Source organism: Undibacterium sp. GW821-FHT07F11 (assembly GCF_059418665.1).
Map to the genome: position 1 here is coordinate 552903 of NZ_JBWKQH010000003.1, position 12929 is coordinate 565831.

General features: G+C 46.5%; 21 protein-coding genes. 15 read left to right on the forward strand and 6 right to left on the reverse strand.

Annotation, left to right across the window (positions count from 1 at the left end):
- Nucleotides 1-63: 63 nt before the first annotated feature.
- Nucleotides 64-486, reverse strand: a complete 423-nt coding sequence (locus AC07OI_RS09745) for a hypothetical protein (RefSeq protein WP_495257074.1) — start codon at nt 484-486, stop codon at nt 64-66.
- A gap of 381 nt (nt 487-867) precedes the next feature.
- On the opposite strand from AC07OI_RS09745, the gene AC07OI_RS09750 reads away from it, so the two are divergent.
- On the forward strand, nt 868-1656 hold the full coding sequence (locus tag AC07OI_RS09750) for a hypothetical protein (protein WP_495257075.1): 789 nt from the start codon (nt 868-870) through the stop codon (nt 1654-1656).
- 213 nt (nt 1657-1869) lie between these two features.
- Here the strand turns inward: AC07OI_RS09750 and AC07OI_RS09755 are convergent, their stop codons facing one another.
- From AC07OI_RS09755 to AC07OI_RS09775, 5 genes are all read right to left on the reverse strand, one after another.
- Nucleotides 1870-3264, reverse strand: coding sequence for a hypothetical protein (locus AC07OI_RS09755; protein ID WP_495257076.1), 1395 nt, complete (start codon nt 3262-3264; stop codon nt 1870-1872).
- A gap of 101 nt (nt 3265-3365) precedes the next feature.
- Nucleotides 3366-4373 (reverse strand): DUF4062 domain-containing protein, encoded by a 1008-nt coding sequence (locus AC07OI_RS09760; protein ID WP_495257077.1) that lies wholly within the window; start codon nt 4371-4373, stop codon nt 3366-3368.
- A 106-nt stretch (nt 4374-4479) separates the two neighbouring features.
- Entirely contained in the window at nt 4480-5412 is a 933-nt protein-coding gene (locus AC07OI_RS09765; protein ID WP_495257078.1) for an HNH endonuclease, read from the reverse strand.
- A gap of 180 nt (nt 5413-5592) precedes the next feature.
- Complete coding sequence (locus tag AC07OI_RS09770; RefSeq protein ID WP_495257079.1) at nt 5593-6018, reverse strand: hypothetical protein; 426 nt, start codon at nt 6016-6018, stop codon at nt 5593-5595.
- Between the two features lie 92 nt (nt 6019-6110).
- A complete protein-coding gene (locus AC07OI_RS09775) occupies nt 6111-6551 on the reverse strand; it encodes a helix-turn-helix domain-containing protein (protein ID WP_495257080.1) in 441 nt (146 codons plus the stop codon).
- Between the two features lie 56 nt (nt 6552-6607).
- Here AC07OI_RS09775 and AC07OI_RS09780 point away from each other — a divergent pair, with 56 nt between their 5' ends.
- From AC07OI_RS09780 to AC07OI_RS09845, 14 genes are all read left to right on the forward strand, one after another.
- Nucleotides 6608-6805, forward strand: coding sequence for a hypothetical protein (locus tag AC07OI_RS09780; RefSeq protein WP_495257081.1), 198 nt, complete (start codon nt 6608-6610; stop codon nt 6803-6805).
- A gap of 11 nt (nt 6806-6816) precedes the next feature.
- On the forward strand, nt 6817-7008 hold the full coding sequence (locus AC07OI_RS09785) for a hypothetical protein (RefSeq protein WP_422638511.1): 192 nt from the start codon (nt 6817-6819) through the stop codon (nt 7006-7008).
- A 50-nt stretch (nt 7009-7058) separates the two neighbouring features.
- Nucleotides 7059-7262 carry a hypothetical protein gene (locus tag AC07OI_RS09790; protein ID WP_493217822.1) on the forward strand — a complete coding sequence of 68 codons (204 nt, stop codon included), beginning with the start codon at nt 7059-7061 and terminating at the stop codon, nt 7260-7262.
- Nucleotides 7259-7519: an Ogr/Delta-like zinc finger protein gene (locus AC07OI_RS09795; RefSeq protein ID WP_493217821.1), complete on the forward strand. Its 261-nt coding sequence runs from the start codon at nt 7259-7261 to the stop codon at nt 7517-7519. Before AC07OI_RS09790 ends, AC07OI_RS09795 begins: the two co-directional genes overlap by 4 nt.
- 100 nt (nt 7520-7619) lie before the next feature.
- Nucleotides 7620-7775: a hypothetical protein gene (locus AC07OI_RS09800; RefSeq protein WP_495257082.1), complete on the forward strand. Its 156-nt coding sequence runs from the start codon at nt 7620-7622 to the stop codon at nt 7773-7775.
- A 2-nt stretch (nt 7776-7777) separates the two neighbouring features.
- A complete protein-coding gene (locus tag AC07OI_RS09805; RefSeq protein ID WP_495257083.1) occupies nt 7778-7948 on the forward strand; it encodes a hypothetical protein in 171 nt (56 codons plus the stop codon).
- Nucleotides 7935-8126, forward strand: a complete 192-nt coding sequence (locus AC07OI_RS09810) for a hypothetical protein (RefSeq protein WP_495257084.1) — start codon at nt 7935-7937, stop codon at nt 8124-8126. Before AC07OI_RS09805 ends, AC07OI_RS09810 begins: the two co-directional genes overlap by 14 nt.
- Before the next feature lie 14 nt (nt 8127-8140).
- A complete protein-coding gene (locus AC07OI_RS09815; protein WP_495257085.1) occupies nt 8141-8380 on the forward strand; it encodes a hypothetical protein in 240 nt (79 codons plus the stop codon).
- Nucleotides 8381-8385: 5 nt separating this feature from the next.
- On the forward strand, nt 8386-11064 hold the full coding sequence (locus tag AC07OI_RS09820) for a toprim domain-containing protein (protein ID WP_495257086.1): 2679 nt from the start codon (nt 8386-8388) through the stop codon (nt 11062-11064).
- Between the two features lie 19 nt (nt 11065-11083).
- Nucleotides 11084-11230 (forward strand): hypothetical protein, encoded by a 147-nt coding sequence (locus AC07OI_RS09825; RefSeq protein ID WP_495257087.1) that lies wholly within the window; start codon nt 11084-11086, stop codon nt 11228-11230.
- Entirely contained in the window at nt 11227-11382 is a 156-nt protein-coding gene (locus AC07OI_RS09830) for a hypothetical protein (protein ID WP_495257088.1), read from the forward strand. The genes AC07OI_RS09825 and AC07OI_RS09830 overlap by 4 nt, the downstream gene beginning before the upstream one ends.
- Before the next feature lies 1 nt (nt 11383).
- The gene (locus AC07OI_RS09835; RefSeq protein WP_495257089.1) at nt 11384-11572 is read left to right on the forward strand and encodes a DUF7706 family protein; all 189 of its coding nucleotides are present in this window, start codon (nt 11384-11386) and stop codon (nt 11570-11572) included.
- 9 nt (nt 11573-11581) lie between these two features.
- Complete coding sequence (locus tag AC07OI_RS09840) at nt 11582-11833, forward strand: DUF4224 domain-containing protein (RefSeq protein WP_495257090.1); 252 nt, start codon at nt 11582-11584, stop codon at nt 11831-11833.
- Between the two features lie 44 nt (nt 11834-11877).
- A complete protein-coding gene (locus tag AC07OI_RS09845; RefSeq protein WP_495257091.1) occupies nt 11878-12897 on the forward strand; it encodes a phage integrase in 1020 nt (339 codons plus the stop codon).
- Nucleotides 12898-12929: the final 32 nt, after the last annotated feature.

Consider the following 12929-nt stretch of genomic DNA (forward strand, 5'->3'; position numbering starts at 1 on the left):
GCCGGGTTGGAAATGTATGAATGTCAGACCTGACCCCGCGCCGCTGCGGTTTCTTTCACGGCTTTATTTCATGCCTGAATAAGGATCACTAACGTTATCCCCAAATTCAACTATGGCTGAAGCAATTTCTGTTCTTATCTCACTATTTAAATCTTTGGGATCTGTCAAAATTAAAACCGAAAAAGCTTTCGGCAATCCCAAATGAGCTATGGTACCAACTAACTTTTCAGTAGAATCCAAATCATTCTGATCCCAGATTTTTAGTATCAACTCTTCGATTTGTTCCTTAATTTCACTAGCTAACAATTCATAAGTCGCCCATTGACGCTCTGCTAACTCAAATAAAGCAGACATGATAGTTAAATTCTGATCTCTCTTTGGCTCTTGCTGCATTGCATTTACCAGTAACTTAAATTCTTCCTCAAGTTGTTTTTTACCTAATACATCTGGTAGAGAGGAAATTCTATTTAGTTCATCTATTGTCATCTCATACTCACCGGTATGTGTGTGATATTGTCAGCCATTGAATAAAGTTATTCAATGGCACCTAACCCGTGTAGCTGCGATTAGCGGCGCGCAATCGCCCGCCGGGTTAAATGTTTGAATGTCAGACCTGACCCCTTGCCTATGCTAATCGAGTCTGTCAGTGAAAACTGCAGATGCAACGCGTTGTCCCTCCACCCCAACGCTTTCTAGTTTCCCAGAAATCGTCACTTATAACCATACAAGCAATACGTAATCGCCCGCAAGACTTGAAATGTAGCAATGTTAGACCTGACTCCTTGCCTCTGATGATATGCTAAGGAAAAGCTCATAACACTTGCGATTAGTGACCACCTGGTAATATTTTTTTGATTGGCGACCGACATGCATAAAGACATTCCAGGTTTTTGGGAAAATGGCCCCCACGATCCTATACCTGTAGAGGAAACATGGAGAGATTTTGTTCGTTCAGTTGACGGGCGAGTTGTAGAGGACTTGGTTCCAGAACCCAGAAATTTTCAAAACGCAGATTTTCTATTCCCTAACGAATCCATAGTTCTGGAACTAAAGGAGATTGTGACGGAGTTTTCGTCGTCTGATGCCTTCAAACGCGAGTTTGATGCGCTTATGCAACGATTAATGGTAGAGGACCCCGACTGGCGACCCGCTATGCTTGGTGGGGATGGAACACATCCGAACTGGTTTAAATTGGAGTTTGTCAGAATTTTTCGCCCGTCGCTTACTCGAATAATGAAGAAAGCTAACAGACAGATTAAAGAAACTAAAGAAAAATTCAACATTACAACTTCTACAGGAATAGTAATTTTGGTTAATGACGGATTTACGTCGATCAGTCCACATTTAATTCGCTCATTAGTTAGTGATATTTTACAAAACAGTTACTCTTCAATTGATGCATTCCTCTATATAACTGTCAATCGTTATGTTGAACTATCGGGCATAGACGAACCAAAGCTTCTATGGGTGCCTGCATATAGTTCTAGAGCTAACAACGATTTGGTAAATTTTATCGATGCTCTCGGCAGAAAGTGGTTTGATTTTCTTGAAACGAAAATAGGACCTTTTACCTCACGAACTGAAACCGAAGATCCGCAAGTTCTGAAAAATTCTCAAGCAATCGTTCATAATGATTTACCGAAATTGAAGAGGTAAACCATTACACACTGCTTTGTAGCGAATAGTGGGTATGGGCGATTAATAACGGAGTTATCACCCTCCGGGTAGGAAATGTACGAATGTCAGACTTGCCCCCATCCCACGGTCAAAAAAGACAGTCTGCTATTTTTGCTTATTGGAGGAGGGGAACAAAGACGAGAGGCCGCCCCCCCACGGCTCCAGTCACCGCACGCCGTTGTAAGCTAAAAGTTAAACGCATTTCCAATCTGGCTTCCATATACCTGCTTCACGCAAAGTGGCAACTTCCATTTCTTTTTCTTCTTCAGTGATTGGGCCCTCAGACTGGAAAAACACAAAGTCCTGCGTCACCATTGAAGAGCTAGATTGTTCAGACGCGATGCCGACTACCTCATTGATTCCTTCTAACCTTAATCTAATGGCTCGACAAAAGCCAGCCAGTGACAGTCTGCGCGCCTCTCGATATTCTTCATAATTTTGCCAAGTTGACTGTTTCAAAACCAGTAACACATAAGCTCGATTGGTTCGATTGGGAATAACAATCGATTTAACTAGTCTGTTTTCCGAACATTTTCTTGTTAGTAATTCTCTATGAGCTTCGGCGAGAGTTCGTCTAGCAACACGCCCCTCTTCTGCCATTGCCCTTAGTATGCGTTCGTGCACACAGATATCCAGCAATTCGATTCCTCTTTTTTCTAGAACCGCAGCCGTCCCTTTTTGGATGTGTGAGGTCTGATGCTCAATGAGGCGATCCCAATCATAACTAATCTCAAACGATTTTTTCCATGCAAAATATCCATCGCTCTGAACAATACGTTTCCACACTCCTTCATCAAATCGAACCATTTCGTGGCCTGACGGAATCGGCGGAAACGAATATCCTATGTATTCCTCATTAGGGCGCAAAATGTAGGAGGCGAGTAATTCTTCCTCGCCACAAATGATAAAGTCGACCCCCTCAGTTGATATATATTCTTCTTTTTTTGTTAGGTAACTGACAAAATCAGATACGGTATCTAATTCACCAAGGAGAATATCAAGTGTTAATTCGTCAAGCACATGAACAAAACGTCGATTTTTTATTGGCCATCCCACCATAAATGGGTGTGCTTCATGCTCACTTCCTTCAATTGTAGTATTAATCAGCAAACTACTTGAGCTACCATTTCCCCAATATTTTGCTGACGCATCAGCAGATCCTCGAGTGACTGCGATTAAATGTATTTTCTGTTTTCCAGAAGAAGGGAGTGGTATCTCCAAGGGATATTTGCAACCAGGGTCCAAATAAATTCGATTGGGGTACCGTTCAATAAATGTGGAGGCGCCAAGTAATTGTCTTGACGACTTTTCAATGGCACTCCGATACCATCTAAACCAGGCAGTTTTAATATTTTCGATGTCAGGAAATTCACAGTGTTTATCAGAAAAAATGACAATATCATCTCCGAATACAATCATGAAGTCACATAATTCTCTTCCGCCATTTTTGTCAGTATAAGGATTCGAATAACTCCAAAAATTGAGAAACGTTTTCCGGGCTAATTTTGCAAGATAGCGTTCAGAATCTGTTGTCCCGTCCTCTGACGAACCTTTTTGCCAAATAGGGCTTGAAATATTATTCCGCATCGCAGAACACCAATCTAGTAATTTGAGTTTTAGTAAAAATATTCATTGCGCGATGTTTGAATGTTAAAACTACCCCATTTTCAACTATCATTTTTCCTATCCTAAGTCGATGTATCTTCACCCTTCTTAATCATGCGACTTTCAATCATTGCTTGTTCGCCTTTCGGAGTTAATACCCAATAAAGCGCTATATGACCATCTGTTGCTTGAAGTCTCTTAAAAGTAATGAGCCCGTATGCCACGAACTGTATCCCTATTGTTTTAAATTCTTGATCGTCAATAGATTGACTGAAGCCTACGCTGCTAATTTTCTCTTTTTGGGAAAGTAGATCTGTGAGTCGTTTTTTTACATATGCATCATTTGGACTTTCAAATAATTCCGGTGCCAACAAACCAAATAATTCTCTCCAAGATAATGTCGATGTGAATTTTAAAACCTTAGCATTGGTGCTAAAATAAGTGCCGTGCACTGTGAATTGGGAGTCAAAATCTGCGATATCTGCAAATACCACGCCTTGCCTTGAATGAAAATCTTTGAGTGACTTTTTAAGCTCAGCATTTTCTTTCCTAAGATCATTTATTTCTGCAAGTATTTTTTCGCTAGCCGCGTAATTGGCGCGTATCCACCCCACAGCAGGGTATCGTTTAATTGTCTGAGTCATACTTAAAGCAACTTGGCCAGCAAGTACCTCCGGAGTCTCCCAAAATTTCACCAATCTACCAGTCTTCGCCTTTTCTCTAAATGCTACAAGCTTAGTTCGCAAATCAGGATCTTGTTCCGAATTTCTGAGCGGGATATCGTCTGGCTTTCCATGAATAAGAGCAACAACTTTCAGCCCACATTCGACAGCATAGTTAAATTCTTTTTCTGTATAGCTAATGCCGTCATCAGTAGTTGACCCGTAACGGCCTCCAATGATCAATAGATAGTAATCACAATCACTAATAACCTTTTTTATAAACTCCCATTGGTCTTCATCTGCTGCTGGAAATAATTCCATGCCCGCGGGTATGCAATCTAATTCCATCAATGCTTGCATCACGGATTGCCGCTCTTCTTTTAGATCAGCAAAGGTCGAGCTTACAAATACTTGATATCTTTTTTCCATATTCCAGTCCTAAAAACTGAGTGCACCCATTCTCGCTTCACGCATATCACTGCTACGCTTATATAATAAGTCTTGCATTAGAAAATCCTTCAACGGTTCACGCTTCTTACATTTTTTTAAGCACGGTCTCTCTGTGATATTTCAAGAATACGACTTGCTCTGTATTGAAAGGGCCTACATTCACCTTTGAAGCGAGCCCCCAGGCAGAAAGTACAGCAGCATCAAGCGCCGGCGAAGCAAGTAAACGGCCGTCATCTTCAAACGAAATCAGCCCGCGATCAAACAAGTGATCAACATGCGGCGCCAATAGCAATCCATTGCAGCCGTTCAGTTTTTCTTCATCCGTGCTGTCTTTCCATGGCTTGATGTGGCTCGCCCGCAAATGAATGAGATCCGTCACCCCAGTAACACGGCAGCCTTTTTCATTTAAGCGCACATTCGCTTTGAATATCCCCTGCCCCCGCCTGGATTTGATCAGTTGTTCTTTCGTAGTGACATCGATGGTTGTGCGGCCCTTTATCGCGTAAACAGAGGATTCAATTTCTGCTTCTTCATAGTCTGCATTGTCAGTCAAATTTTTAACGATCTGGCCGTATTCACGTCCAATCAACTGAGATATAGACAATGCCAATTCATCCGGCAAAAGCGTCAAATAGAATTCCTTTCCATCGCCATTTTCACGAAGCGGCGCATACTTCTCAGGCATCTTTGCACGCAGTTTTGCTATGTGGCTTTTAGGGGCTAGTGGCAGTTTGAGTATTGAGAAATCAACTTTGACATACCAACCTTCATCAGACCATGTCTCGCTGCCGTTTTTAAACAATGGTTTTGGAGCAGATATGGCTTTTGCGGTAGCAATCCCTATAGCGCGAATCTGCTGTTTGTAATAAGAGAAAACGACATCGCCTGGCTCGACCTCTTTCATAAAGTCATAATAAGGATTCCTGCCGCCTCTTAATTTGACCTTTGGCGACCACATAAATCCGCCTGCAACCTCTTCTTTATGCGTTTGATTTTGATTAACCCACCAGTAGCGCATATTTTCCTTTCTTTTCTCTCAATTTAACCAAGTAACAAGGATGTCTCTGACTTCATTTCACAAGGAAAATTGAAGTTACATCTAGTTACATAGATTCATAGTACATGATAATAAGACATTTCATTTCTTTAATTGACTGGCGTTGTTTTTTATTAAACAAATGTTATTTTTTGCAAATTTTTACTTGATTTTGGTTCTACTCAAACTTCCCCATTGAGGAATTTGTTTGCTTATTTGCCGGCACTCTTTATATTCACCATTTTGCATTCTCACTACTGTGCCAATTGAGTGATGGGCGCCATTGATGTAGCAGTGGTCGGATGAAATAGGATCAACCCCTGTCTGACTTCTGGCAGGAATGATTACTGTCATTAAAACGGCGCAGGTCATAACGGCCCAGGCAGCAAGAGCATAGGTAGCTGTGCGTTTGAGTTTATTTTGACTCAGCGCCCCAGATCGGCAACTGTCGCAGTCGTCATCAGATTTTTTATTGCAGATCGTGTTGTGTATCGCCAGCGGCGGCATGACGGTGACGTCAGCTCTTTTATCTGCGGTTTGGATTTGTAGTTTTGTTGGCTCAGTTTCTGAGCCAACGTTGATATGCATGTACGTAGTTAGTCTTGGTGCTTCATTAAAATGGCCCAAGTATGCTTGGCCGACACTCGCTTCTATGTCAATCGTTTGGCTGTTGTCGGCTTCTACTTCTTTGTTTTTTTCCCGATCAGATTTACTGTCTTTGATCCCGTAATATTTCCGTTGAATTGCTGGCCTACTTTGCCGAGATTGGTTGCTCCACTGATTGCTTGAGGCGCGGCCATGCCGCTGATCATGCCCAGGACGCCTGCTTTTCCACGGATATCAAGACCACGATAACCATCAAGTAATTCAGTTTCATCCTTGCTTAATGCGTTGGTAGACCTCACTCCCGCGATGATGTATTGAATGTCGATTTCTGCAGCAAACAGCGCGCCGAAATAAGCCGCATCCGGCGTTCTTTTATCTGTCTCATATTTGAGCTGGGCATCTCTTTGGACGCCACCGAGTATTGCAAAATCCGTTTGATTTAACCCAATGCGGAGGCGTTCTTCCTTCAGCCTTCCGCCCAATGTAGTCATTTGACTTAAAATATTGTTTGACATGAATTCAATTGACTTATATATTAGCTACACCCTGTAACTACTCTTAATAATACATTATGAGCCTGCCCTCTATTGCTAGTCGTGCGCCAAAAATTCCTTTGGCTCTCCCTCTCGCTTTGCGGCTGTCTGCTGAAGAAATGGCAAAGACAGACAAATACGCCGCCCAGGAAGTGCGTTCCCGTTCTGCTTTTGCGCGCATGGTCTATTTGCGCGGCCTGGCGGACTACGAACGTGAACTTACTGACTCCAAATAAGCGAGGCCGCCATGTACGCAGATAAAAGACGCATCAAGACCAATAAAATGATGATCCGCTTTGATGACTATGAATTTGAGTTAATCAAAGCCATGGCCGCTTATCAGGGCGATCAACCTGCAGCATTTATGCGTGATCTGGTCTTGCGCGAAGCCATCGCTTTGCTGGGCGAGCAAGTCCCAGAAATCTTATCTGCAAAGTAATTACTTTGACAGACACCATCAGGCCATTTTGAAGTAGACGAAACAAGAAGATGCCTTCACTCGATACCGATTTCACGGACGCTGAATTAGAAATACTTGAAAAAGTGCGTGTTCAATGGGGGCTGCGTGACCTTGATGAAACGGCTGAATTTTTAGCCAAGCGTTTTTTGCGCCTGGGTATGCAAAGAATGACGGGCAGCGGGCGCGCAATGAATTTGGTTTCACTTGAAGATTTTGAAAGGACAACGGAATGAGAGTAATCGGTTTGCCATGCCCTCATTGCACGCAAGGTGTGCGCGCCATTAAAAGCCGCACGATGTCACCCATGTTTAAAGAAATCACGTACCGCTGCAATAACGTCGATTGCGGCCATGTGTTTGTGGCTGGCCTTGAGGTATTGCGCACCTTGTCTTTGTCTGCCACACCAGACTATAAGGTCAGGATACCTATATCAAGGCATGCCAGGCAGGCTGCCTTGAACCAGTTGTCGCTGAACTTGGCTGTCGGATGACGCTGATCTAGCCGCCCTACCCTAACCCGTTTTTGATGAGTGAACATGCCTGTTTTCAGGCGTGAGGGACTTTTTTTGCCTAAATTTTTTGGAGGCCACCATGCGTTTGACATTTGCAACCCGTTTTGTATTAGCGCGAGAGATACACAAGCTGCTGGCGTCATCCCGTCGCGGCCCAATGATGAGCCGTTTGTATAACCGCAGCCTGATAGGGGAAGTTATCCACGATCTTGGCGGCCTTGCCGGGGAGTGGTGAGCATGAAACAGCCTGGTGATGATTTTACCCGCGACATTTTTAACAAGCCCGGCCGGGGCCGCCCACGCAAGCCAAATGCCAAGAGTGCAGCCCAGCGCGCCAAGGAATACCGCGACCGTCAGCGGGAACAGAAATTCAACTTTTTAAGGGGGCAGCGCAATGAGATTGCCTAATCAAGTGTACGTCGCCCTGATGGGCGCTATCAGCCTGGGCGTCACGGAAAACGAACGTCTGCAGGGCATTGCAGAGCGTTTGGGGGACGTGGAAGCCGAGCAGGAATATTGCCGCAATGTGCGGCTGCTGCAGGAAGGCCGCCAGTTGTTGATTGAAGAACAGCACAAATTACCGTGACGTCACAAAAAATCATGTCTATCCCAAAACCCACAGATGACGAACTTCGCCAGGTGCACACCGCTTTGCATGTTTCGGTGCCATTTGAGCAGATGTCGCCGTTTATTCGTCACTACTTAGAAATGGTTGCGCACTGCTGGTGCGGGCAGATTCCGGCACATTTGTTCGGCAAGCCTGTCGTTGCACCTTCCTCTAAACCACTCAGGGCCAAAGTGCCCGACTTTAAACGCCGCGCTGCTGGCGACTTTGAATAGATCGTATGGATTCATCACTTCATCATGAAATTACGTTGCGTCTGGCTGAATTTAAATTCAAGCCAGGTTCAAGCGGCATGCTACGCGGCGGCGAATGCCCGGCATGCAAGAAAAAAGAGCTGTACACGAATGCAGAACACCCTTGGGTATTGCGTTGCGGCCGCCTGAACAATTGCGGCGAAACCTTCCACGTCAAAGAGTTGTATGCGGATCTGTTTGATAACTGGTCTGACCGTTATAAGCCGACACCACAGAACCAAAACCCGAATATTGCAGCTGATGCTTATATGCAGCACGGCCGTGGCTTTGAGCTGGCTAAGGTTCAGGGGATGTATACGCAGGAATATTACTTTGACCAGGAATTGAAGATAGGTAGCGCGACGGTGCGTTTTCCGTTTGCGAATGGCTATTGGGAAAGGATCATTGATCAACCGCACCGCTTTGGCAAAAAAAAGGCGCATTTTAAGTTTGGGTCCAAGTATTACGGCTTGTGGTGGAAGCCTGACAATGTGGTGCTTGAGGGCAAAGATGAATTGTGGCTGGTAGAGGGTGTTTTTGATGCCCTGGCGCTGATGCATCACGGCATTGCTGCCGTGGCCTTGGGTAGTTGCAATAACTACCCAGACGAGGCTTTACGCAATTTGGCTATATCTTGCGGCAACCAGGATTGCACGCTGGTGTGGGCTTTGGATGGTGACAACGCTGGCCGCAGTTTTAGCAAGAAGCACGTTGAAAAGGCACAGGCGTCCGGCTGGACGTGCCAGGCCGCCCAGATCCCGCAAAAGGGTAAAGGAAAGCTGGACTGGAATGACGCGCACCAGCGCGGCTTGCTGACTGATGATGATATCGAGGAATACCGCTATCACGGTGACTTGCTGCTGGCCAGGACGCCGACAGAAAAGGCCTTGCTCATCTATAAGCATGATGGCGACCAGACAGAATTCTATTTTGATTTTGGCAATCGCCTGTTTTGGTTCCGCCTCGATCTGGAACGGTATAACAAGGCCAGGGAGCAACAAGACAACAGCGAGGAGGCTAAAAGCCTGTCTGAGTACGCATTACGCGACCAGGCGCTGGTGACATCGAGCATGGTGCGGCAAATAGCCAATTGCTTGCCCAGGGCGCTGTATTTTCAAGAAAACCTGATCACGAATGAGAGCTGGTACTACTTCCGGGTGTCTTTCCCGCATGACGGTAAGCCGGTTAAGAACACGTTCACAGCTGCCCAGATAGCGAGTTCAGCAGAGTTTAAAAAGCGTCTGCTGGGTATGGCTGCAGGCGCGATGTTTAGCGGCAGCAGCCAGCAGCTTGACCGCATCCTGGCGGACCAGCTTTACAACATCAAGCGCGTGGATACTATCGACTATATCGGGTACAGCCTTGAGCATGGTTGCTATGTGTTGGGTGACGTGGCAATAAAAGACGGCGTATTGAATGAGGTAAACGGCGAGGACTTTTTTGATATCGGCAAGCTGTCGATCAAGTCTTTGAATAAGTCGGTGCACCTGACAATCAACCGCGACCGCAACGACTACCGCACGGACTGGCTGGAATTGATTTGGACGGCTTTTGGAGCCAAGGGGCTGGTCGCCCTTACCTTTTGGTTTGGTTCGTTGTTTGCGGAGCAGATCAGGTCTAAGCAATCGTCCTACCCATTCCTGGAGGTGGTAGGCGAAGCCGGAGCCGGTAAATCGACACTGATTGAATTCCTTTGGAAACTGTTTGGCCGTAACGGCTATGAGGGCTTTGACCCCAGCAAATCGAGCCTGGCCGCCCGTGCACGGAATTTTAGCCAGGTATCTGGTTTGCCGGTGGTGCTGATTGAATCAGACCGGGAGCGCATGGGCGATGAAAAAAGCCATGTGAAGTCATTTGATTGGGACGAGCTGAAAACCGCCTATAACGGCCGCAGTACACGCGCCAGGGGCATGGCGACGGGTGGGAATGAGACTTACGAGCCGCCTTTTCGGGGTTCTATCGTGATATCTCAAAACAACCCGGTGTATGCATCTGAAGCGATTTTGTCGCGGATCGTACATTTGTATTTTGACCGCTCCACGCAGACGGCGGCGTCCGGTGAGGCAGCAGACAAGCTGAAGTATATGTCTGTGGAACAGGTTTCAGGCTTCATTCTGGCGGCCACCAAGCGCGAGAAAGCCATCATGGAGCTAGTGGGTACGAACACGCCCGCCTACCTAAAAGAGCTGCGCCAAAACAAGAATATCAAGATGCCCCGCCTGGTGGAAACACACGCCCAGATGCTGGCGCTGGCCGATGCCTTGGCACTGGTGGTGAAACTGTCTGAATCACAGCAGGCCGCGTTAAAAGCCCAAATCGTGACGATGGCTGAGGAACGTCAGCAGGTTATCAATAACGACCATGTGCTGGTGCAGGAATTCTGGGAGGCTTTTGACTACCTGGACGCCGGTGATATGTCGATCCTGAACCATTCACGCGACTCAAGCCAGATCGCTGTCAATTTAAATCATTTCCTGCAGGTGGCCACAGAGCGCCGCCAGCAGGTGCCGCCCTTGCGCGACCTTAAAAAAGTGCTGAGTACCAGCAGCCGCCGCAAATTTATCGAGGCTAACAAGGTGGTTAACAGCGTCCTGCGCTGCACGCAATCCCCCGTAGCCACGCCCTCTTCTTCTGTTAAGTGCTGGATTTTCCAGCGTGAAAAATAACCATGAAAGGACTGAATTAATGAGCTTTCAAGTCAAAGTAAAAACTGACCTGGGCGAGTTTCAATACTTCGCCATCGCCCAGGAGGCCGGTGCCGTGTTCGATGCTGCCTATGATTTTTTCGGTGCGTGTGGCGTCACTGTGAACCCTGTGAGAGGTGGGAAATGATCGTTGCTAAACACCGTATTTTGCAGGCATACGCCATCACGTACGCGCCCGGTAAGGCAAACGCTGCCCGGCTTGATGAAGTGGCCAGGCTGTTGGGTATCGATGCCGAAACAGTGGCGGCAATCGTGAATGAAAACGTGGGGGTGCAGTGAAATGAGAACAGTAAAAATTACTTCATACATGAATGCTGATCAGGCCCAGGCTTTAGCCCAATTTTTTAAACGTGTCGGATTTTCAGAATTTAAACAGCTTGCGGGCAGTATGGATGAAGCCTATTTGATGCAGGAAGGTGCATTAAAGGTTGCAGATGCGCTTGCTGACAATGGCTTTGTACCACGCTGATTGATTTATATGAGTTCAATTTTTGAAACAAAAGTGGAGTCGGAAACCTTGACCAGCGATGAACTGGCAAGTATCACCGGCTGCCCGCGCCGGCAGGACCAGGTAGCCTGGCTTAAAAGCAATAGCTGGGTTTATCACTTGAAACGTAACGGGGAGCCAGTCGTTGGCCGCTTGTACGCACGTTTAAGGCTTGCGGGCGTAAATCCTGCCAGCTTTGCGCCTTCAGCACCCTGGGTGCCTGATTTTTCTAAATTATCTTAATTTTTATGAGACCAAAAAAGAATGCAAGAGATCTCCCGCCGCGCATGTTAATGCGTGTTCGCCCCACCAAGGGAGGCAAAGATTGGGTGGGCTATTACTACAATGCACGCACTGAGGACGGAAAACGCAAAGAAATTCCGCTTGGCAAGGACTTGAACGAAGCAAAGCGTAAATGGGCCGAGCTGGAGTGTGTTGCGGCACCAACGGATACGAGCTTAATGAGCCACGTGTTTGATCGATATATCCGGCACATTTTGCCAGGCAAGGCGCGTAGTACGCAAAAAGATAATATGGACTCGATCAAGCAGCTGCGGTCCGTGTTTGATACGGCACCAATTGATGCGATTACGCCGCAGATGATTGCGATGTATCGGGATACGCGGTCAGCCAAGATCAGGGCAAACCGTGAGCTGGCGTTGTTGTCGCATATTTTTAACACTGCGCGGGAATGGGGTTATACGTCGCGCGAGAATCCTTGCCGGGGTGTACGCAAGAATAAGGAAGAGCCACGGGATTTTTATGCATCTAAGAAAATTTGGGACGCGGTGTATTCGCTTGCATGCGACGAGTTGAAAGACGCAATGGACCTGGCTTATCTGACCGGTCAACGGCCAGGTGATGTGTTGAAAATGAAGGTGGCAGATATACAGGATGGTGCCTTGCTGGTTAAACAAGGCAAGACGAAGAAGTTTTTGCGCATTGTGCTGGAGCAGGACGGTATACGCTCTGAGCTAGGTAAAGTTTTGGACAGGATCTTGAGCCGCCCTCACCGCATCAATAAATCGAACATTATCACAACTATGCAGGATCAGCCGTTAAACAAATGGACCTTGCGCCTGCGCTTTGAGCGCGCCCGGTCTGCTGCGGCGGAAAACGCAAGGTTTGCGGTTGACGAGGATATGGCCAGCACGATTATGCAATTTCAGTTTAGGGACATTCGCCCCAAAGCGGCCAGCGAGATATTAGATTTGCAAGATGCCAGCAAATTATTGGGGCATAGTGACAAACAGATAACTGAAACTGTGTATCGACGTATTGGCGAGTCGGTAAAACCGACTAGATAAGTGGGTAGTTGCGGAAAGGCTTTCCGCATTTT

Coding starts and splice junctions, on each gene's coding strand:
- AC07OI_RS09745 (WP_495257074.1), bottom strand. CDS start 486: ATGACAATAGATGAACTAAATAGAATTTCCTCTCTACCAGATGTATTA.
- AC07OI_RS09750 (WP_495257075.1), top strand. CDS start 868: ATGCATAAAGACATTCCAGGTTTTTGGGAAAATGGCCCCCACGATCCT.
- AC07OI_RS09755 (WP_495257076.1), bottom strand. CDS start 3,264: ATGCGGAATAATATTTCAAGCCCTATTTGGCAAAAAGGTTCGTCAGAG.
- AC07OI_RS09760 (WP_495257077.1), bottom strand. CDS start 4,373: ATGGAAAAAAGATATCAAGTATTTGTAAGCTCGACCTTTGCTGATCTA.
- AC07OI_RS09765 (WP_495257078.1), bottom strand. CDS start 5,412: ATGCGCTACTGGTGGGTTAATCAAAATCAAACGCATAAAGAAGAGGTT.
- AC07OI_RS09770 (WP_495257079.1), bottom strand. CDS start 6,018: ATGCATATCAACGTTGGCTCAGAAACTGAGCCAACAAAACTACAAATC.
- AC07OI_RS09775 (WP_495257080.1), bottom strand. CDS start 6,551: ATGTCAAACAATATTTTAAGTCAAATGACTACATTGGGCGGAAGGCTG.
- AC07OI_RS09780 (WP_495257081.1), top strand. CDS start 6,608: ATGAGCCTGCCCTCTATTGCTAGTCGTGCGCCAAAAATTCCTTTGGCT.
- AC07OI_RS09785 (WP_422638511.1), top strand. CDS start 6,817: ATGTACGCAGATAAAAGACGCATCAAGACCAATAAAATGATGATCCGC.
- AC07OI_RS09790 (WP_493217822.1), top strand. CDS start 7,059: ATGCCTTCACTCGATACCGATTTCACGGACGCTGAATTAGAAATACTT.
- AC07OI_RS09795 (WP_493217821.1), top strand. CDS start 7,259: ATGAGAGTAATCGGTTTGCCATGCCCTCATTGCACGCAAGGTGTGCGC.
- AC07OI_RS09800 (WP_495257082.1), top strand. CDS start 7,620: ATGCGTTTGACATTTGCAACCCGTTTTGTATTAGCGCGAGAGATACAC.
- AC07OI_RS09805 (WP_495257083.1), top strand. CDS start 7,778: ATGAAACAGCCTGGTGATGATTTTACCCGCGACATTTTTAACAAGCCC.
- AC07OI_RS09810 (WP_495257084.1), top strand. CDS start 7,935: ATGAGATTGCCTAATCAAGTGTACGTCGCCCTGATGGGCGCTATCAGC.
- AC07OI_RS09815 (WP_495257085.1), top strand. CDS start 8,141: ATGTCTATCCCAAAACCCACAGATGACGAACTTCGCCAGGTGCACACC.
- AC07OI_RS09820 (WP_495257086.1), top strand. CDS start 8,386: ATGGATTCATCACTTCATCATGAAATTACGTTGCGTCTGGCTGAATTT.
- AC07OI_RS09825 (WP_495257087.1), top strand. CDS start 11,084: ATGAGCTTTCAAGTCAAAGTAAAAACTGACCTGGGCGAGTTTCAATAC.
- AC07OI_RS09830 (WP_495257088.1), top strand. CDS start 11,227: ATGATCGTTGCTAAACACCGTATTTTGCAGGCATACGCCATCACGTAC.
- AC07OI_RS09835 (WP_495257089.1), top strand. CDS start 11,384: ATGAGAACAGTAAAAATTACTTCATACATGAATGCTGATCAGGCCCAG.
- AC07OI_RS09840 (WP_495257090.1), top strand. CDS start 11,582: ATGAGTTCAATTTTTGAAACAAAAGTGGAGTCGGAAACCTTGACCAGC.
- AC07OI_RS09845 (WP_495257091.1), top strand. CDS start 11,878: ATGTTAATGCGTGTTCGCCCCACCAAGGGAGGCAAAGATTGGGTGGGC.